Here is a 20157-nt window from a genome sequence, read left to right as displayed (position 1 = left end):
ATCTTTTGTAATTAATCTTATATTTTAGTCTAATAAATTATAAACACATGGAAGGAAAGAAATACAAGATTCTGCTTTGTGAGGATGATCAGAACCTGGGAATGGTATTGAAAAATTATCTGGAACTGAATGATTACGACGTAACGCTTGAAAGGGATGGCCGCCTGGGGCTGGCTGCTTTTCAGCGTGAAAAGTTTGATATATGCCTGCTCGATGTAATGATGCCCAATATGGACGGCTTTACACTGGCAGAAGAGATCAGGGATATTGACCCTGAGGTGCCGCTGTTTTTCCTGAGCGCCAAAACCATGAAAGACGATATCATCCAGGGGTATAAACTGGGTGCTGATGATTATATCACCAAGCCGTTCGACAGCGAGGTGCTGCTGATGAAAATCAAAGCCATCCTGAAACGCAATGATGAAATTACCAAGGAAAACGAGAACGTGGAGTTTGACCTGGGTAAGTACCACTTTAACCCCAAGCTGCGTGAATTAACCCACGATGGCAAAACGCAAACGCTTTCTCCCAAAGAGAACGAGTTGCTGAAGATGCTGGCAGAACACAAAAACGACCTGCTGCCCAGGGAACGTGCGCTGAAGAAGATATGGGGCAGCGATACGTATTTCAACGGCCGCAGCATGGACGTGTATATTGCGAAGCTGCGCAAATACCTTAAAGATGATGAGCACATCGAAATAGTAAACATACACGGCAATGGCTTCCGTTTGGTGGCGCCTTAGTTGGTGTGTGGTGTAGGTAAAAGGCTGGCCCATTGGGCCAGCTTTTTTGTTTGGAACATGCCGTCAGGCGTGAGTCGTGAGTGATCTGAGCGAGCCTGATTTACCTGCGCTGCCCATGCCGGTGTCTCCACCGGCATGCTTCAAACTTGCGGCTGTGAAGGCACAGCCGCAGGCAGGACGCATCGGCTACCCCGGGGAAATTTTATTCTCCCCGGTTCTTTGCAGTGATCATTTTGCGTATGCCGGTGGCAATGGGCCTTTGACTAAACGCCGCCAAACAAATCGGGTGTGCCACCCAGCGGTTTTTTACCGAGATGGTCGTAGGCTTTGCGCGTTACTTCCCTGCCGCGCGGGGTGCGTTGCAGGAAGCCCTCCTGTATCAGGAAGGGTTCATATACTTCTTCTAGGGTGCCGGGCTCTTCGCCTACGGCGGTGGCAATGGTGGTGATGCCTACGGGGCCGCCCCTGAACTTTTCGATAATGGCATTGAGAATACGGTTGTCCATTTCATCGAGGCCGTGCTCATCTACATTCAGGGCTTTTAGGCCATGCTGGGTAATGCCGAGGTCGATGGTGCCATCGTTCAGCACCTGGGCAAAGTCGCGCACACGGCGCAGCAGTCCGTTGGCAATACGGGGTGTACCGCGGCTGCGGCGGGCTATTTCAAAGGCCGCATCTGAGCTGATGCTGGTATTGAGTATGGCTGCGCTGCGTTCAATGATTTTACGCAGGGTTTCTGCATGATAGTATTCGAGGCGCGATTTAATGCCAAAGCGCGACAGCAGGGGCGCTGTGAGCAAACCGCTGCGGGTGGTGGCGCCGATGAGCGTAAAGGGGTTGAGGTTAATTTGTATGCTGCGCGCATTGGGGCCGCTGTCGATCATGATATCGATGCGGAAATCTTCCATAGCGGCATACATATATTCCTCCACCACGGTGCTGAGGCGGTGAATTTCATCGATAAACAATACATCATTCGGCTCAAGCCCGGTAAGCAAACCAGCCAGGTCGCCGGGTTTTTCAATTACCGGTCCGGATGTTTCCTTGATATTTACCCCCAGTTCATTGGCCACAATGCGGCTGAGGGTGGTTTTACCCAATCCGGGAGGGCCGTGAAACAGCACATGATCCAGGGCTTCGCCACGCATTTTGGCAGCGCGTATAAATATGGTCAGGTTTTCAATTAATTGCGACTGTCCTGAAAAATCATCGATCTCTTTCGGGCGTATATTGTTCTCGAACTCCTTCTCAGAAGCACTCAATTGCGCCTTTTCATTCTGTAAATTGGGATTGGACATGCTGTAAAATTAGCATTCGCGGGCTAAAACGCCAGCTCATAAAAAGACTATATCTAAATTGATCATTTTCAATGTAAATACGCTTAATATTTAGTAAAAGTTAATGTAATGATATGCCGGGAGATAGGCTGAAATAACTAGATTTGTGTTGCAACAATGAAACATGGAAAAAACGATTTCTGCTAAGTTCGATGAAAAAGCACTGACCTATCATTCCTACCTAACCTTACTGAACCAGCTGTTAACAGAGGGCAAAACTACGGGCGCCTACCAATCGCCCGAGTTAACGGAGCATGCCCGCTTAAACATCGGCCGTATGCAGAATGTAATGCAGACGGTGGCGATTGTTCCTGAAATCAAAGAAAAGATAGCGGCCATTACCGGTCCGCAAACCTGGTACGTACTTACCGAAGGCTGGTGCGGCGATGCTGCTCAAAGCATACCCGTAATGCATGCGATTGCCCAGCTGAACCCGAATATTACCTTCAAACTGCTGCTGCGCGATGAGAATCCGGATATCATGGATTGTTACCTGCAATACGGCAAGAGCCGCAGCATTCCCAAGCTTATTGTATACTGCCGCAACCACAACCGCGAGCTGTTTAACTGGGGTCCGCGCCCGGTAGCTTTACAGGAAATTTATGACGACCTGCGTGAAAGCCAGGCTCCGTTTGAAATTATCGCAGATAAGATACACAGCTGGTACGCGGAGGACAAAACGCATTCTATTCAGCAGGAGCTGTTTGAGCTGCTGTAAGCTGCGTGGTGCCCGCGTTTCGCGCCTAATGATAAAATAAAGGCTCAACCTTTGCTGAAACGGTTGTTTTACAATTATTTTGGCACGTAATCCTTTATTTTTACCCGAAATCTTTTGCATGGAGCAGGTTATTGAAGCTATCAGGGAATTGTTTCCGTCTTTCAGCAACGCAGCAATACAAAGAATAGAAAAGCTGCCCCAATCGGGCAGTGACCGCATTTATTTCCGCATTTATACAACAGCGGGCGACACCTTTATTGCCACCTATAACCTGAATGTAAAAGAGAACAACACGTTTATTTACTACAGCAATCACTTTGGACTGCACCAGTTGCCGGTACCCAGGATATTTGCCTGTAACGAAGCGCAGGATCTATACATCCAGGAAGACCTTGGCACCGAATCGCTGCTGAACAAACTGGAGCAATATGGTCACAATGACTATACTTACGGACTGTTTAAAAAAAGCCTTGCACAGCTGGCCAGGCTGCAGATAAAGGGGCATGCCGGGCTTGATTACAACTACACACTCACAGCCCGCGAATTTGGCAAGCAAGCCATTATGAGCGATCTGCTGTACTGCAAATACTATTTCCTCGACACGCTGAAACTGCCATACGACAAGCAAGGCATGCTGGACGATTTCGAGGCTCTCAGCACCTACCTTACCCGCACCGAATACAAATACTTTATGTTCCGCGACTTCCAGAGCCGCAACATTATTGTAAACAACGATGAGGTGTATTTTATCGATTACCAGGGTGGTATGCAGGGTGCATTGCAGTATGATGTTGCATCGCTGTTATGGCAGGCCAAGGCAGAGCTGAGTGATGAATGGAAAACCAGCCTGCTTGATTATTACATGGATGAGCTGGATACCTTACTGGAAAACCCGGTTGACCGGGTGAGCTTTGTTAGTCAATACAACGGCTACGTGCTGATACGCCTGCTGCAGGTGTTGGGTGCTTACGGGTTCAGGGGGCTGTTTGAAAGGAAAGCGCATTTTCTTGCCAGTATTCCGCTGGCGCTGCGTAACCTGAAATGGTTTGTAGAAAACAAACGCATTGGCATTACCCTGCCGGTATTTGACAAAGTGCTGCGCACCATTGTACAGGAAGATATCATCAGCCGGTTTGAAACAACTGTGGCAGATGAAAACACGCCGCTGGTGGTAAAGGTGAACAGCTTCTCGTACAAAAAGGGCATACCGGCCGATACTTCTGCAAACGGCGGCGGTTTTGTGTTTGACTGCAGGGGTATTTTAAACCCCGGCCGTTTTGATGAATACAAACCACTGAGCGGCCAGGACAAGCCTGTGCAGGATTTCCTGGAACAACGCACCCGCATGAACGAGTTTTTGAACAGCGTATTTGATATTGTTGATATAAACGTGGAAGATTATATCCGCCGTGGTTTTGACAGCCTGATGATTAACTTCGGCTGTACCGGCGGCCAGCACAGGAGTGTGTTTGCAGCAGAGCAAACGGCCCGTCACCTGCGCAATAAATACAAGGTGAAAGTAGTGCTGGAGCATACCAACAGTAAGAACTGGGTAGGCGGTGCAGGCAGTGAATTGTAGTGTGTAAGTCCATCTCTGCGCGCAGCGCATCCAAAAAACTGAACAGATGAAAGCAATGATATTTGCTGCCGGTATCGGCAGCCGTTTAAAGCCGTGGACAAACCATCACCCCAAGGCGCTGGCGCTGGTAAACGGGAAAAGCCTGCTGCAGCGCAATGTGCAATACCTGCAGCAGTACGGTATCAGTGATCTTATTATCAATGTGCATCATTTTGCAGACCAGGTGCTGCAGGCCATTGATGCAGCCAAAGGCTGGGGCAGCCATATTACTATCTCCGACGAAACCGGCGCCCTGCTTGAAACCGGCGGTGGACTGAAAAAGGCGGCCGGCTTTTTTGCACCGGGTGAGGACTTTGTGGTGCTCAATGCCGATATTTTAACCGACCTTGACCTGCATGCGATGATTGCATTACACGAGCATACCAAGGCGCTGGCTACACTGGCCACGAGTAACCGCAGCAGTTCGCGTTATTTTTTGTTTAATGAAGCGCAGCAGCTGTGCGGCTGGGAGAATGTGACTACCGGTGAGCGGAAGATAGTACGTGTATCGGAGCAGTTGCAGCAGAAGGCTTTCAGTGGTTTGCATGTGATTAACAGCAGGCTGTTGCCAATGATTGCGCAAACAGGCAAGTTTTCGATGGTGGATGTGTACCTGTCGCTGGCTGCGGACAACGCCATACTGGCTTTTGACCATTCGGGAAGCAGGTTTATAGATGTAGGCAAGCCGGAGAGTGTAGCGAAGGCTGAGGTGTTGTTTGCGTAGCGCTTTTTTAAACCGCAAAGGGCGCTAAGATTTTACGCAGAGATCACTGAGCTTTTTAAAGGTTATTGACTACTCTTCTAATGCCGGATTTCAACAGTAGCACATTGAAATTGATCAGGAGACCTAGCTTGTAGTTGCCCAATTTAAGATAGGTAAGTGTTTGCGCCAGGTGAATATCATTGAGCGTGTCAACACTTTTTATTTCCAATACCAATTTATTCTCAACTATAATGTCCATCCGGTATCCACAATCGAGTTTTACTTCTTCAAAGATCAGGGGCATAGCCTGTTCCTTTGTTGCGAATAATCCATCTTTCAGAATTGAATAATAGAGGCATTCCTTATAGGCGTTTTCTAATAAGCCAGGCCCCAATTCTTTGTGTACATGAATGGCTTTGCCAATTACCCTGGCGGCCAGGTCATTTTCGTTTAGTTGGATGTTCATGGTTAGCTTTTTTGCGTCCTTTGCGTAAAATCTTGGCGCACGTTGCGGTTAAAATACAACTTTACACCTTGATATAAATTTTCTTTTTATCCAGCACATAGCCAATAAACCAATAGAAGGTTACGAGTATAATAGCATACAGCAGTGAGCCGTTGCGGGGATCGGCGGAGATGTTTTTGCATACATGCTCGTAGAACCAGCTGAATGGCGAGTTGTACAAAGGCTTGCCATCGGGCGCTATGCCGGCAGGTATGCGGATGAGGCCGAGCAGGCGTGGCAGGAAGCCGCTCAGTACAAAAATGAATAAGGGGTTTTTTCCGAATACATCAAATACACGGCTCCATTTGCCCTGCGCCTGCTTAAACTCGATGAGGTAAATTAACGTGGCAAGACAAAGCATGGCCATGCCTGTGGTGTGTATAACAAAACTGCTGGTCCATATTTTTTTGTTGAGCGGGAAGTTCATATCCCACCAGTAGCCCGCCAGCAGCAGCATGGCGCCTGCTACATAAAGGTTCGAGAGCATCTCGTACGTTTTGCCTTTTTGCTGAATATACTGCCCTACAAAATAACCAAACACCACCTGTGTAATGGCAGGCAGTGTACTGGCGAGCCCTTCAGGGTCAAAAGCAATACCCTCACCGTGGTACATATGACTTTCGCCCAGTATGGCAAGATCAAACGAGGTGCCGAAAAAGCCGTTAAGGCTGTAAGGGCTGCCCGGTGTGCCCAGCCACCAGCAAAGAAACCAGTACAACAGCAGCAGCGTTACACTGATAACAAACGCCCCCCTGGTTTTAAAGAAATAAATAAGGCAGGAGCCGAGGAAATAACAGAGTGAAATACGCTGCAGCACACCCAGTATGCGCACATTGTGCCAGGGCTTGCCTACAAGCATGTCGCCATCCCATTTCACAAAAGGCATCCAGTTTAAAAAAAGTCCGATCGCAAAAATGAGTACTGTTCTGCGGATCACCTTTTTCAGGAATGCCGCGGTGCCGGCCTGCTCAAAGCGGGGCATCACAAAAGCGAGGGCATTACCTACTGCGAACAGGAAAAACGGGAAAACCAGGTCGGTAAGGGTGCATCCATGCCAGGGAGCATGTTCCAGCGGGGTATAAATGGCATTCCACGAGCCAGGGTTGTTTACAAGTATCATTAGGGCTACCGTAGCGCCACGGAACACATCGAGGGAGTAATAGCGGGCATTGCTCATGCTTGCAATATTTTGTATTGTAGGGGTTTGTACCGGCAAAAGGTAAAAAATAAAATTACAATTAAGTTTTTCCTGATATGCAGGCGGCGATAAATAAAATATATATTTGTCCAGAGCACGTAATTATCCCCCTCAGACAGTTCTAAGCCAGCCACCTTATCCTCTTAAAAACCGCCGCCAATCCTTACAAAAATCTTATAGGATCATCCCCCCGTTTTGAGCTGAATGCTATAACACACCTCATTGTATGATGCAACCGAAACTGTTTTTGGTGCTATTGGCAGTGCTATTGTATTGCTATACGTACGCCCAGGAAATCGTAAAAAACACTGACCTCAGCCAGATTGAGGTAGACCAGCTCACTGATGAACAAATAATGCAATACCACCAGAAGTTTGTGGCATCGGGTTTTACAGAAGAACAGGGGCTGGGAATGATGGCATCGCGCGGGATGCCGCAGACCGAACTGGACAAGTTAAAAGCACGCCTCCGGCAGCTGGCTACTGCAGGTGACCGGTATACCGGCACACGTACCAGGGATTCATCTATGCAGGATAATATGCTCAAAAAAACATCCCTATCACGCAAGGAAGTAAAGGAAGGGCCACAGGTATTTGGTGCAGACTTATTCAGCTCGCACAGCCTCAGTTTTGAACCGGATATGAATATGGCTACCCCCTTGAATTATATACTGGGTGTAACCGATGGACTGCAGGTTACCATTTACGGAACGCAGGAAGCCAATTACAAGTTGCAGGTATCGCCTGAAGGTGGTGTTTATATTCCCAATGTAGGCATGGTACAGGTGGCCGGGCAAACGGTTGAAGCGGCTACGCAGCTCATCAGGCAGCGTATGGGCAGTACGGCTTATCCTACCCTTAAATCAGGCAGCTCCAGCCTGTCGGTAAGTCTCAGTAAAATCAAAAGTATTCATGTAACCATTGTTGGTGCGTTTAAGCCGGGAACTTATACCGTATCGTCGTTAAGTACGGCATTTAACGCCTTGTATGCGGCGGGCGGGCCTGCCGGCAACGGCAGTTACCGGGAAATAGAACTGCTGCGCAATAACAAGGTTTTTCATTTGATAGACCTGTATCGTTTTTTGCTGAAAGGAGACCAGTCTGATAATATTCATCTTGAAGACAATGATGTAATCCGCATACCGGTTTACCGCACACGTGTTTGTGTGAACGGTGAAGTAAAACGTCCCGGTATTTATGAAATGCTGCCGGGTGAGCACCTGAACGATTTGATTGATTTTGCTGCAGGTTTCAGCGACAGTGCATTCAGGGCTTACATTAGTGTAGTGCAGCTGAATGGGGTGGAGCGTGCCATGCACGATGTGTATGAAACAGCATACACCGCATACATGCCCCAATCGGGCGATGTGTTTACGGTAGGTAAAATACTCAGTCGCTTCAGCAACAGGGTTAGCATAGAAGGGGCAGTGTACAGGCCAGGTGCCTATGAGCTGGTGCAGGGCTTAACACTGGCTGGTTTAATCAGGAAAGCATACGGGTTAAGGGAAGATGCTTATGTAATACGCGGGCAGCTGATACGCAGGCAGGAAGATTTAACGCAGATGATGATTCCCTTCGATGTAAAAGCTGTGCTGGCAAACGGTTCAGTTGCTGATATGGCTTTACAGCGGGAAGATAAAGTGCTGATAAGTTCGGTAAATGATTTGCGCGACAGCTTTGTGGTAACCATACAAGGTGAAATACGGCATCCCGGTGATTTTCCTTATGTGGACAGTATTTCGCTGAAAGACCTGATTATACAGGCAGGTGGTTTTACGGATGCTGCATTGGCGCAGACCATAGAAATAGGGCGTATTATCAAACGAAGCAACCTGCGCGATTCAGATATACAGATAAGCCAGGTAATGGAAATAAGCAGCGGTGACGATCTTGCCGTTGGCTCTGCCAACCTGCGGCTGAAACCTTTTGATGTGGTAACCATACGCCGCAAACCCGGCTACCGCAAAGTGGGTGTTGCAACAGCTACAGGGGAGGTACAGTTTCCTGGTCCGTATGTAATTGAAAAAGCAGATGAACGCATCAGCAGCCTGATGAAAAGGGCGGGTGGTTTTGCACCCTTTGCATATGCAGAAGGTGCCTATCTCAAACGCCTGCGGCCGGTAACTACAACCAGTGAAATAAAGCAGGAGAAGGCGATAAAAATTGAGCAATCACTGAAAGACACCTCGGGTGCTGTTGCGGCGTCGGTTACGAGGGCGTATGACCAGATTCCGTTAAATCTGAAACATATTGTGGCGCATCCCGGTCAGGACGATGACCTGATGTTGCAGCAGGGTGATGAACTGTTTGTGCCCAAGCAGGATGCGCAGGTGCATATAACGGGTGAAGTATTATCGCCTACGCAATTGCCTTATAACCCCGATTATTCCATGGATGATTATATACGGGCTGCAGGGGGTTATACCGATGATGCACGGAAGAAAAAAACGTATATCCTGCTTGCCAATGGCAAGGCACGTACATCGCATGGATTTATTTTCAGAAGCAGTCCCAAACCCGAACCAGGATCGGAGATAATTGTTCCCAAATCGAAAACAAGACGGGGATTATCTACCGGCGAAATAGTGGGCTTTTCCGGCATAATTATATCGCTTGCGAGCGTAGTTGTGGCTTTACTGCGCTGATATTTTAAAAAATCAATATTTCAGGATTAAATCTGGCAATCCGGTCAAAACCAGCATGGTATTTGTTTACGGGGGTAGGGGATTTTGTGTATATTAGCTGAAATGCCTCCAATCATCCTTTTCAAGCCGCCTGCCTATTGAAAAACCTGCATCTGGGTAAAAAGATGGGCCCTTAACAACTTTAAAAACAATGGCGCTGTTATACATTGCAGCCTGCCATCGCCCTGTAATTTAACCAGACAAGTATGAAGATCGCGATTGATGGGGCCGGATTTCCGAGAAACCCCACCGGTGTAACCAATATTACTATTTCTATTGCCAATGCGCTGGCAACGGCCAACCCAGACTGGGAAATTTACCTGTTAACCAATGGTGAAGTGCATGCTGATGTGCAGAAGATGATACATAAACTGCCCAACCTTACCCTTATTGTTGAACCGCTGCCTGTATTACAATCCTACGCCATTTTCTGGTCGTTGTTTAAAGTGAACCTGCTGGTAAAAAAAATAAAGCCCGATTATTTTATAGCGCCCAACTTCCTGGTATCGCCATTTTTCTTTCAGCATAAAATACCAACGATTGTATTTGTGCACGACCTGGTGCACCGGAAGTTCAGGGATACCATGAAACGCATCACCAAACTGCACATGGATTCGCTGTTTAAATATTCCCTGCGTAAAACAAACGTGATCTGGTGTAACAGCAATTATACCAGCAAGGAACTGAGCAATCATTTTGCGCGTATTGTTAAACGCAAGAAAGTATTCACCGGGAGTGCGCTGAACGACAGTTTCCTGGAGAAGGTGAAATTGTCGCACAACAACGAAAGTTATATTGAACGAATAACCAGCAAACGCAAGCCCTACCTGTTGTTTGTGGGTACACTGGCACCGCGTAAAAACCTGATATTTTTGCTGCACCTGTATAAAAAACTCAGTGAATCATTTACACTGGTAATAGTAGGTGCCAAAGGCTGGGGTGCAGCTTCAGATGAAATCATCAACCTGTTGAAAGAGCCTGGTTATCCAAAAGATGATATAGTTTTTCCCGGTTATGTTACCGTGGAGCAACTGATTAATATTTATAAAAACGCCTTCCTGTTTATTTCTACTTCACTGGATGAAGGACTGGGATTGCCGCAGCTGGAAGCCATGGCCTGCGGTTGCCCGGTTATTTCACCGCATAACTCGGCTATGATTGAAGTAGTGGAAGGCGCAGGTATTACGGTGAGAGGATGGGAAGAGGCAGACTGGCTGCAGGCCATAGAAACCATTAAAGCAAACCGGGAAATGTATAAGCAAAAAGGATTTGAACGCGTGGCTGCTTACAGCTGGACGGAAGTGATTAACCGTTTTAAACAGGATGTACTGGAGGATCAGGAGGCGATAAAATGATCAAGAAGAACCTGTTTTATAATTCGCTTCTTTCTGTAAGTCAGCTCCTGTTTCCGCTGATCACCTTTCCCTATGCATCCCGTATACTGGGGCCGCATGGCATTGGTACGGTAAATTTTATCGACAGCTTTACGCAGTATTTTATCTTGTTTTCGGCACTTGGCATCCCGGTTTACGGGGTACGCGAAATTGCAAAAAGCAAGCACGAGCCTGATGGCAAACTGTCGAAAACATTTAATGAAATATTTACGCTGCACGTACTGTCTGCATGCGTGTTTTCGGTGCTGTACCTGGTTTTGGCGCTATCGCTGCCATCCCTGCGCAAGCACTTTGATATTGTACTGGTAGGCATTGGCATGCTGCTTTTTTCTGCCGGTTCTATTGAATGGTTTTTCCAGGGAATGGAGCAGTTCGGGTTTATTACCGCACGTTCCATTACCGTAAGAAGTATATCGGTGATAGCCTTGTTTGTGTTTATGCACGCAGGTGCACCGCCCGTTGTTTATTATAGCATATCGGCAGGCGGTTATATACTGAACAGCATCTGCAACCTGTTTTTCCTGCGTAAGTATGTGCAGGTAAAGCCTGTGCTGAATATTAAGCAGCACATCAGGCCATTGGTAGTGATACTGGGGTCGAACCTGGCGATTAGTGTGTACCTGTTCATGGATAACATTATCCTGGGTTTTATAAAAGGTGAAACTGCGGTAGGCTTTTATTCACTCGCCGTGCGTATTGTACGCATTCCCTTTGCGGTGCTCAATGCAGCCGGTGCGGTAATAGTGCCGCAGGTTAGCCAGGCCTACAGCCGTGGTGATATACCTGCACTGAATTCGCTGGCTGACAAATCGTTCAGCTTTACCTGTGTGGCAGGTATACCTATTGCAATGGGGCTTTTTGTGGCATCACCTTTTTTGGTGCATTTATTTGGTGGCGACAATTTCAGTGAATCGGTAATCGTGCTGCAGTTGTTATCGCCCGTGATTATTATCATTGGTTTAAGCAGTTTGTTTGGCATGCAGCTGCTTACACCTATGGGAAAAGAGAAATACCTGTTGCGTGCGGTGGTAGTGGGTATGGTGATTAGCCTGGTAGTGAACCTTTGTATCATCCCTTTTTTCTCGTACAAGGGTGCGGCTGTAACCAACCTGTTAACCGAATGTGCGGTAACCGCCACTTCATTTTATTTTGTGAGACGATATGTGAAACTGCAAATGCACCTGAACATATTTTTTCAATGCCTGCCAGGTGCCTTGTTGTTTATCCCGATAGCATGGGGTATGCGCGCGCTGCCCATTAATTATACTTTACGCGAAATACTAATTATTGCTGCCTGTATGCTAACCTATGGGGTGTACGTATGGTTTTTTGTACGTAACCAATATATAACCAGTGCCAAGCAAATGGTGCTGCAAAAAATACCGGGTAAACTGAATTTCTTTTATAAACAGCATTAACTTTTATGAGTAACAAGTACCAGTTTTGTATCCGCTTTTTAAATACAACTACCAATAGTGCCGCTACCAAGGCAATTATTGATTGTAATAATATATTCAGTGCTGCAGGGTATAAAGATTATACCGTTACTGTATGGGATAATGCCAACCGGGCAAAGTATTTCCCGCATTTGTTCAGCCAGCTGCTGAAATTTTACCGTAGCATTCAGCGTGGTTCAACGGTAATTATACAGTACCCGTTATTAAGCATCAATAATGTATTCGGTCCTTATTTTATCCGGTTGCTGCGGATGAAAAAGGTGAAATTTTATTGCGTGGTGCACGATATTGAATCGCTGCGTACAGGCGGTAAAGACAAGGCTGCCATTGATAAGGAAATCAGCAACCTCAATTACTACGATGCGGTGATTGTGCACAATCCTTCTATGCTGAGCTGGCTGAAGGAACATGGTGTTACAACCCGCATGATTCCGCTGATGCTGTTCGATTACCTGGTGCAAACGCCTGCCAATGCTGCTGCACCCAGACCGTTTTCGCCCAAAATTGTATTTGCAGGTAACCTGGCTAAAAGCAATTTTATATACAAGGTAAAAGAAATTAACTGGGATTTTAATGTGTACGGCCCCAATTTTAAACCGGAACAATCTTTAAACGGAAACCTGGTTTGGCGCGGGGAGTTTTCTGCCGAAGAAGTGGTGCACAAAATGGAAGGCAGCTTTGGCCTGATATGGGATGGTGAAAAAATAGATTCGTTTGATGAGGTACTGGGTAATTATCTCAAATTTAATAACCCGCACAAATGCTCACTGTACCTGGCTGCCGGGCTGCCGGTAATTGTGCCCAGGCAGTCGGCCATTGCAGCATTTGTACAGGCCAATAATGTCGGCCTGCTTATTGATAACTTATATGATCTGAATAACTTCCGGGTAGATGAAGCATCGTACGCTACCATGCAGCAGAATGTGCTGAAAGTGCGTGACCTGATAACCGGGGGAGCTTACCTGCAGCAGGCATTACAGGCTGCTGAAAATGCCGGGCATTAAATAGTATAAACAACATTTGTACCCGCACACACCCTTTTAAAATACAGGCTGAACATGCGTCTGTGCTGAACTGTAAAAAGAGCGGTACAGGGAAATGGAACAATTGACAGGCTGATACGAAAAACACAGATAACGTTCACAAACGAATATAGTCCTCCTATGCCGAGAATAAGCGTAATATTACCCGTATACAACGGTGCACTGTATATTGGAGAAGCTGTGCAAAGCATACTCAGTCAATCGTACAGCGATTTTGAACTGATTGTGATCAACGATGCTTCTACCGATAAAACACTGGAAGTGCTGGGGAACTTTACCGACCCCAGGCTGCGTATAGTTACCAATGAACAAAACCTGCGCGTGGTAAAATCCCTGAACAAAGGCATGGCACTGGCCCAGGGTGAGCTGGTAGCCCGCATGGATGGCGATGATATTGCCCATCCGCTGCGCTTTGAAATGCAGGTAGCCTATCTTGATGCACATCCTGAAGTTGATTTCTGCGGTACCTGGGTAGAAGTGTTTGGTGCACAGCAAATGATTTCAAAATGTTCAGAGAAACACGATTTGATTAAAGCGCATTTGTTTTTTCTCAACAGCATCTACCATCCCTCAGTCATGTTCAGGCGCCAGCGTTTTGTAGAGCACAACCTGCAATACGACGAATCGTTTACCAATGCAGAAGACTATGGTTTGTGGGCAAAAGCGATAGACGTAATTCAACTGGCCAATGTACCCAAAGTGTTGCTGAAATACCGGGTGCACGATTCAAATGTGTCGGTGCTGAAAGACAGCAATCGCAAGGTGCTGGATGAAATACATTACCGGGTATACAAAGATTTCCTGGATAAACTGAAAATTAACTACAATGAAAGCGACCTGGCAACGCACCGCGCACTGGCCATTCGCGAGGTTGATGTAAGCACTGAGGAACAGCTGCTCACGTATCTGCGCTGGATGGAGAAGGTATACAAAGCCAACCAGGCAACACATTACTTTAATAAAACCGCCCTGCAGGTAGTGCTGATGGGCTGTTTTAATGAACTGATGAAACGCTCGAAGTCATCTTTCCGTAAAAGCCGTATGGTGTTGCGGAGTGCGCGGTCTATATTCAGTCCGGCTGATTATGTAAGCATCTGGCGGTATAAATTATCATTGAAATTTACTTCGGGGAAAGTGTAACCTGAGTGGGGCTGCGGTCCCCATCGTTTTCCCGGGTTGTGCGCATGTTATTATCAGTAGCGCATATATTACCAGCTTAGCAGCACGCCAGTGCTGCTTTTTTGTGTGCTGCAGGCAGAGCAGTGCCGGGCAGGCCTACCCCAAGCCTTCTCCGGTAAACAGGGGCTATTTACCAGGGAATCCCGGACAAAAATCCAGCCGGTATACAAGTCAGGCAATGGCGTTTAATTTGCCTGTTATTCTATTTATCAAAGAAATCTGTAACCGAACTCACATTAAGGCTCCAAAATGCGTATTATAGTAGGCGAATAAAATGAACGTAATCTGCCTCAAAAACAATCAATTGGCTGATTATCAGTTATTTGAATATGTTTCTCCATTTGGATAAGGTTAAATTTGCAATTGCAGGGCTAAGGTATATATTTGCGCAATTTAAGTTGGGGCTTAATATGCCCTGATCTAAAGTGCTTCTCTCATAAGCACTTAACTGCTTGGCCACATATGTGGGTGAGGTGGCGGAGCTGTATAAATTTGAAACTACTGAAGTAATGAAGATGATTAAATGTTTGCGCTATCTAATTATAGTGGCGATGATCGTGTTTTCGGTGGAAAGCAAAGCGCAGGATATCCTGAAGATGAATGACTTAACCCAAGTACATGTTGATCAGCTTTCTGATGCGCAGATACAGCAGTTGCAGCAGCAGTTACAATCTTCAGGTTATACACTTGATCAGGCATTGCAGATAGCTGTAGCAAAAGGACTTCCTTCTGCAGAAGCCAATAAACTCAAAGCACGTCTTTCCCAGGGTGCTATTGGAACAAATGGAACCCAGAAACAGGGAAAAACAGATAGCTTGTCTAATCGTCATCGTCGTAACAATAATTATGATAGTTTGTACCGCGACACTTCGGTACGCACTTTCATTGATCCTAAAATATTTGGTGCAGAACTTTTCAATAATACCTCTCTGACATTCAATCCTAATAGCAACAGCATAGCTACACCTTTTAATTACATCTTGGGCCCGGGCGATGATATGGACATTACAGTTTATGGTGTCCAGGAAACTTCCATCAGCACCGAGGTTACCAAGGAGGGAAATGTAAAAATTCCGAATGTAGGCCAGGTGAGAATAACAGGATTATCTATTGAGGAAGCTACTGCTAAAATTAAGCAGATAATGGAATCTACAGCTTATGGAAGCCTGCGTTCCGGCAGCTCTAAGCTGGCGGTAAATATTGGTGGCGTGCGGGGATTGCATGTAACCGTGATCGGCGCTAATATTCCTGGTAACTATACCCTGTCTTCACTCAGTTCTGTGTACAATGCGTTATACCTGGCTGGTGGTCCTAATAAAAACGGCAGTTTCCGCAAAATAGAACTGGTTCGTAATAATAAAGTGGAACGTACCATTGATTTATACCGCTTTCTCGTGAATGGCGACCAAAGTGATAATGTGCGCTTAAAAGACAATGATGTTATTCGCATTCCTGCATATACTACAAGAACAGAGTTGAAAGGTGAGGTTAAACGCCCCGGATATTTTGAAGTACTTCCTGGCGAATCGTTTGCAAGATTGTTGGAGTTCGCTTCAGGTTTTACAGATACTGCGTATAAGGCATCGGTTACGGTGAGCCGGTATACTGATAAGGAGCGACAGATTAAGGATGTACTGGCAGCGGATTATGCTTCGTTTATGCCTGCGGCAGGCGACGTATATGAAATTGGCAAAATTCTTAAACGTTTCAGCAATCGTGTAACCATACAAGGTGCTGTTTTCCGCCCCGCTTCATATGAATTGAAACCTGACATGCATGTGGCGGACTTGATTCGTCGTGCAGACGGCCTGAAAGAAGAAGCTTTTAGCGGCAGGGGGCAGGTTGTTCGCCTGAAGGAAGATTTTTCAAAAGAAGTAATCACCTTCAACATTAAGGCGGCATTGAATGGCTCAGCAGCAGACAATGTGGAATTGAAAAGGGAAGATGAGGTGATTATCTCTTCAATTTTCGACCTGCGCGATGAGTACAAAGTAACCATCCTGGGAGAAGTTCGTGTGCCCGGTGTATATGGATATGGAGACAGCTTAACACTGAAAGATCTGATTGTACTGGCAGGTGGCTTTACCGATGCAGCTTACCCGCAGCGGATAGAAGTAGCGCGTTTACTGCGCAGGGACACACTTACTGCCAGTGATGTGAGAGCCAGTGATATTATAGAATTAAACAATGGCGGCGACTTAAGCGACCAAAGTAAAAACGTACAGCTGAGTCCTTTCGATATTGTAACCATCCGCCGCAAGCCTGGTCCAAGAGAGCAGGAGTCGATAATCATGTCCGGACAAATTCAATACCCCGGGCCTTATGTAATTGCCGACCGTTCTGAACGTGTAAGCAGTGTTATTAAACGTGCAGGTGGTTTTACACCCGAAGCTTACGTGGAAGGAGCCTATCTGAAACGTTATCCTACTGAGAAAGAGCGTGAGCTTAAGAGGATGAAAATTGCCAAATTGCAACAGGCTTTGCTGGATACTTCAAAACGCGCACTGATTGAAGACGAATTTGATCAGCTGCCACTTGATTTGCCTGCAATTATGGCGAAACCCAACTCGACCGAAGACATCGTATTAAAGCCCAGGGATGAGATTATTGTACCCAAATTTGATGCAGAAGTGAAAGTGAGTGGTGGCGTATTGCTGCCAACACAAATTCCTTACCGCAACAATTATACGGTGAAAGACTACATTTCATCTGCCGGCGGTTTGGCCCCTGATGTAATACGCCGGAAAATTTATGTGCTGTATGCTAATGGAAGCGCCAAGGCTACCAAACACTTCCTTTTTATTAAGACTTATCCAAAAGTTAAACCAGGATCGGAAGTGGTGGTACCGCGTAAGCCGCCGCGCAAAAATAATTCAGGTGAGCTGATAGGCATTGCCAGTGCGGTTGCGTCTATTGCTTTGGTGATCGTAACATTAATCAATAACGTTCATTAACAAGCCCTATAATATCATTTCATCGAATTAACTACCCTAAACAGTTGGCTTGTTTACCGGCATAACCGCGTAGGGCAAACATTTATAAATATATGAAGGCAGAGCAAGATGAAGTTTCTTTGAAAGACCTGCTGCTAAAGATCATTAATGTAGTTCGCTATTTGTTGTCTAAATGGGTGGTGTTTTTGATTTTCGGCATTATAGGCGGCGGCCTGGGAATAGTCTATGCGGTATTGCAAAAACCTGTTTATACGGGAGGACTAACATTTGTACTGTCGAATGATTCAAAGCCTTCAGGCGGCCTGGCAAGTTTGGCAGGCCAGTTCGGTCTTGATATGGGAGCGCTTAGCGGTGGCAATGGCGCTTTTGAAGGCGAAAATATTATTGAGCTGCTGAAATCGCGCAGGATTATTAAAGGGGCCATTTTTAAAACAGTTCCCGAAGCCAATGAGACACTTATTAATATTATAGGTGAAAAAGGACCTTTCTTTAAAAAATGGGCAAAAGATAAATATCTGCAGCAGTTTATTCCGTTTCCACGATCTGCTGATAGCGTAAATGGAGTTCAGGATAGCTTAGTTACCGTAATCCATACTTATATAGTAAAGCAATATCTTACCATAAATAAACCTGATAAAAAGCTAAGTTTTTACCAGGTTACCACAAACTCTCCTGTTGAAGCAGTGTCTATACATTTAACCAAAAATGTAGTGGATGAAGCCGCCAAAATGTACATCGAAACCAAAACAAAAACTGCTCACGATAACCTGGCTATGTTGCAACACGAAGCAGACAGTTTGCGTGAAAAGCTTGGAGGAGCCATCTACTCATCTGCTAACAAGGTAGATGAAACATTTAATTTGAACCCTGCGTTACAGGTGAGGAGAGCGCCCATTCAGCAGGGGCAGGTACAAACCCAGGTATTGGGAACTGCTTACGGAGAAGTGGTTAAAAACCTGGAAATAGCAAAAATTACACTGCAAAAAGAGATGCCTTTATACCAGGTAATAGATGCTCCGTCCCAGCCGCTCGTTAAGGTAAAAACAAGTAAGGCTAAAACAGGAGCAATAGGAATATTGCTTGCATTAGTTTTAACTGCCGGCTATCTTTTAATGCGCAGAATGTTTACTATCGATACAAAGGAGACCATTTAACAGAATTTGCATTATTGCAGGGAGACATAAACTGTGGCAACAGTAAGAAAAAACTTCGTTTACAATACCATACTAACTACAAGTAATATTTTATTCCCCATCATTTCTTTTCCTTATGCGTCGCGCATTTTAGGACCCGAAGGAATAGGAAAGGTTCAATTTGTATCAAATTTCGTTCAGTATTTTGTATTGGTGGCTGGTTTAGGTATTCCGGTATATGGGATTAGAGAAGTAGCGAAACGGCGTGAAAATGCTGCTGATTTAAACAGCTTTATTTCTCAGCTGATTATCCTGAACATTGCCACATCACTGGTTATGTCGATGGTTTACCTGGCAATTGTGTGCATAGTACCATCGTTATTCAAAGATTTTACCTACTACCTGATTGCCTGTGCAACACTTGTTTTAAGTTTTTGTAATGTGGACTGGCTCTTTTCAGGATTGGAGAAATTCCGCTTTATCACCTTACGTTCGGTAATTGTAAAAGCAATATCGTTGGTTGCTTTATTTTTTCTTGTTAGAACAGGAAATGATAAAATCAACTACCTGTGGATTATCGTTGGTACTGTGGTATTAAACAACTTATGGAATATATGGTCTGCACGGGCTTTCCTATTCAGGTCGCCCATTGTAATCAAAGACATTAAGAAGCACTTGTTGCCGCTGTTTTTTATATTCAGCACTTTTGCGGCAGTGAGCATTTACACAATTTTAGACACCATCATTCTTGGGTTTCTTACCAATGATGAATCTGTAGGGTACTACACTGCTGCCAGCAGGTTGAATAAATTAGTTATTCCATTATTGATATCGCTGGGTACCGTATTAATTCCACAAATTTCACAGGCGTTTAAAGAGAATCAATTAGCTGAGGCAAAAAGACTGATAAAGGAAAGTTTAAATTTCATCATCCTTGCAGGTATTCCAATAACCGTAGGTTTAATAGCAGTTGCTCCTGAGCTGGTTGTCATTTTTTCGGGTGCGCAGTTTGTTCCGGCTATAACAACCATGCAGCTTTTTGCGCCTGCAATATTGATTATTGCGTTGAGTAATGTTTTGGCATTGCAAACATTAACGCCTGCAGGCCGCGACAAATACGTTACTGTTTCGGTATTGGGAGGGGTTGTTTTTAGCCTGATCGCCAATTTTGTACTGATCAGATTTTATGGATTTAATGGCGCAGCAGTAGCCAATGTGCTCACTGAAATAATAGTATTGATCTGCCTGTTCTTTTTTACAAGGAGAGTGATAAAAATTGATTTCGATTTCCGGCTCTTTATACAATCACTGCTTTCATCATTACTGTTTTTTCCCATTGCCATATTAAGCCGGATGATTGTAAAGAATATTTTCTGGGGATGCGGTATTACTATAATCGCCTCGGTTGTAGTGTATGGCGTATTGCAGCTGTTTGTTTTCAGAAATGAAAACCTGGTAAGATCCGTTAACATCAGAAAAAAATAAGCAGGGT

15 protein-coding genes are annotated in these 20157 nt (G+C 45.5%); 12 read left to right on the top strand and 3 right to left on the bottom strand.

Annotation, left to right across the window (positions count from 1 at the left end; genetic code table 11):
* The first annotated feature begins 47 nt into the window (after positions 1 to 47).
* Positions 48 to 743: a response regulator transcription factor gene (locus DXN05_RS19105; RefSeq protein ID WP_116848885.1), complete on the top strand. Its 696-nt coding sequence runs from the start codon at positions 48 to 50 to the stop codon at positions 741 to 743.
* Between the two features lie 263 nt (positions 744 to 1006).
* On the opposite strand, the gene ruvB is transcribed toward DXN05_RS19105, so the two are convergent.
* Complete coding sequence (ruvB, locus tag DXN05_RS19100; protein ID WP_116848884.1) at positions 1007 to 2041, bottom strand: Holliday junction branch migration DNA helicase RuvB; 1035 nt, start codon at positions 2039 to 2041, stop codon at positions 1007 to 1009.
* A gap of 163 nt (positions 2042 to 2204) precedes the next feature.
* Here ruvB and DXN05_RS19095 point away from each other — a divergent pair, with 163 nt between their 5' ends.
* The 3 genes from DXN05_RS19095 to DXN05_RS19085 all read left to right on the top strand — a co-directional run bounded on the left by DXN05_RS19095 (position 2205) and on the right by DXN05_RS19085 (position 5140).
* Entirely contained in the window at positions 2205 to 2798 is a 594-nt protein-coding gene (locus DXN05_RS19095) for a thioredoxin family protein (RefSeq protein WP_116848883.1), read from the top strand.
* 118 nt (positions 2799 to 2916) lie between these two features.
* Complete coding sequence (locus tag DXN05_RS19090; protein WP_116848949.1) at positions 2917 to 4377, top strand: RapZ C-terminal domain-containing protein; 1461 nt, start codon at positions 2917 to 2919, stop codon at positions 4375 to 4377.
* A gap of 46 nt (positions 4378 to 4423) precedes the next feature.
* On the top strand, positions 4424 to 5140 hold the full coding sequence (locus tag DXN05_RS19085; protein ID WP_116848882.1) for a nucleotidyltransferase family protein: 717 nt from the start codon (positions 4424 to 4426) through the stop codon (positions 5138 to 5140).
* Positions 5141 to 5195: 55 nt separating this feature from the next.
* Here the strand turns inward: DXN05_RS19085 and DXN05_RS19080 are convergent, their stop codons facing one another.
* Together DXN05_RS19080 and DXN05_RS19075 are read right to left on the bottom strand one after the other, a co-directional pair.
* Positions 5196 to 5585: a GxxExxY protein gene (locus tag DXN05_RS19080; protein ID WP_116848881.1), complete on the bottom strand. Its 390-nt coding sequence runs from the start codon at positions 5583 to 5585 to the stop codon at positions 5196 to 5198.
* A 61-nt stretch (positions 5586 to 5646) separates the two neighbouring features.
* The gene (locus DXN05_RS19075; protein WP_116848880.1) at positions 5647 to 6801 is read right to left on the bottom strand and encodes an acyltransferase family protein; all 1155 of its coding nucleotides are present in this window, start codon (positions 6799 to 6801) and stop codon (positions 5647 to 5649) included.
* A 247-nt stretch (positions 6802 to 7048) separates the two neighbouring features.
* Here DXN05_RS19075 and DXN05_RS19070 point away from each other — a divergent pair, with 247 nt between their 5' ends.
* From DXN05_RS19070 to DXN05_RS19035, 8 genes are all read left to right on the top strand, one after another.
* A complete protein-coding gene (locus DXN05_RS19070) occupies positions 7049 to 9466 on the top strand; it encodes an SLBB domain-containing protein (protein ID WP_116848879.1) in 2418 nt (805 codons plus the stop codon).
* A 245-nt stretch (positions 9467 to 9711) separates the two neighbouring features.
* Entirely contained in the window at positions 9712 to 10860 is a 1149-nt protein-coding gene (locus DXN05_RS19065) for a glycosyltransferase family 4 protein (protein ID WP_116848878.1), read from the top strand.
* Positions 10857 to 12317 (top strand): flippase, encoded by a 1461-nt coding sequence (locus DXN05_RS19060; RefSeq protein WP_116848877.1) that lies wholly within the window; start codon positions 10857 to 10859, stop codon positions 12315 to 12317. The genes DXN05_RS19065 and DXN05_RS19060 overlap by 4 nt, the downstream gene beginning before the upstream one ends.
* A 5-nt stretch (positions 12318 to 12322) precedes the next feature.
* Entirely contained in the window at positions 12323 to 13360 is a 1038-nt protein-coding gene (locus DXN05_RS19055) for a hypothetical protein (protein ID WP_116848876.1), read from the top strand.
* Between the two features lie 159 nt (positions 13361 to 13519).
* Positions 13520 to 14539, top strand: coding sequence for a glycosyltransferase family 2 protein (locus DXN05_RS19050; RefSeq protein ID WP_116848875.1), 1020 nt, complete (start codon positions 13520 to 13522; stop codon positions 14537 to 14539).
* A 548-nt stretch (positions 14540 to 15087) separates the two neighbouring features.
* On the top strand, positions 15088 to 17532 hold the full coding sequence (locus DXN05_RS19045) for an SLBB domain-containing protein (protein ID WP_147313992.1): 2445 nt from the start codon (positions 15088 to 15090) through the stop codon (positions 17530 to 17532).
* Positions 17533 to 17624: 92 nt separating this feature from the next.
* Positions 17625 to 18686 (top strand): lipopolysaccharide biosynthesis protein, encoded by a 1062-nt coding sequence (locus tag DXN05_RS19040; protein WP_116848873.1) that lies wholly within the window; start codon positions 17625 to 17627, stop codon positions 18684 to 18686.
* A gap of 33 nt (positions 18687 to 18719) precedes the next feature.
* Positions 18720 to 20150 (top strand): flippase, encoded by a 1431-nt coding sequence (locus DXN05_RS19035; RefSeq protein ID WP_116848872.1) that lies wholly within the window; start codon positions 18720 to 18722, stop codon positions 20148 to 20150.
* Positions 20151 to 20157 lie beyond the last annotated feature (7 nt).

The organism is Deminuibacter soli (assembly GCF_003412455.1).
GTDB lineage: Bacteria > Bacteroidota > Bacteroidia > Chitinophagales > Chitinophagaceae > Deminuibacter > Deminuibacter soli.
Note: the sequence above shows the minus strand (reverse complement) of the source record. Positions and strands in the feature narration are given on the sequence as shown.

Coding starts and splice junctions, on each gene's coding strand:
- DXN05_RS19105 (WP_116848885.1), top strand. CDS start 48: ATGGAAGGAAAGAAATACAAGATTCTGCTTTGTGAGGATGATCAGAAC.
- ruvB (WP_116848884.1), bottom strand. CDS start 2,041: ATGTCCAATCCCAATTTACAGAATGAAAAGGCGCAATTGAGTGCTTCT.
- DXN05_RS19095 (WP_116848883.1), top strand. CDS start 2,205: ATGGAAAAAACGATTTCTGCTAAGTTCGATGAAAAAGCACTGACCTAT.
- DXN05_RS19090 (WP_116848949.1), top strand. CDS start 2,917: ATGGAGCAGGTTATTGAAGCTATCAGGGAATTGTTTCCGTCTTTCAGC.
- DXN05_RS19085 (WP_116848882.1), top strand. CDS start 4,424: ATGAAAGCAATGATATTTGCTGCCGGTATCGGCAGCCGTTTAAAGCCG.
- DXN05_RS19080 (WP_116848881.1), bottom strand. CDS start 5,585: ATGAACATCCAACTAAACGAAAATGACCTGGCCGCCAGGGTAATTGGC.
- DXN05_RS19075 (WP_116848880.1), bottom strand. CDS start 6,801: ATGAGCAATGCCCGCTATTACTCCCTCGATGTGTTCCGTGGCGCTACG.
- DXN05_RS19070 (WP_116848879.1), top strand. CDS start 7,049: ATGATGCAACCGAAACTGTTTTTGGTGCTATTGGCAGTGCTATTGTAT.
- DXN05_RS19065 (WP_116848878.1), top strand. CDS start 9,712: ATGAAGATCGCGATTGATGGGGCCGGATTTCCGAGAAACCCCACCGGT.
- DXN05_RS19060 (WP_116848877.1), top strand. CDS start 10,857: ATGATCAAGAAGAACCTGTTTTATAATTCGCTTCTTTCTGTAAGTCAG.
- DXN05_RS19055 (WP_116848876.1), top strand. CDS start 12,323: ATGAGTAACAAGTACCAGTTTTGTATCCGCTTTTTAAATACAACTACC.
- DXN05_RS19050 (WP_116848875.1), top strand. CDS start 13,520: ATGCCGAGAATAAGCGTAATATTACCCGTATACAACGGTGCACTGTAT.
- DXN05_RS19045 (WP_147313992.1), top strand. CDS start 15,088: ATGAAGATGATTAAATGTTTGCGCTATCTAATTATAGTGGCGATGATC.
- DXN05_RS19040 (WP_116848873.1), top strand. CDS start 17,625: ATGAAGGCAGAGCAAGATGAAGTTTCTTTGAAAGACCTGCTGCTAAAG.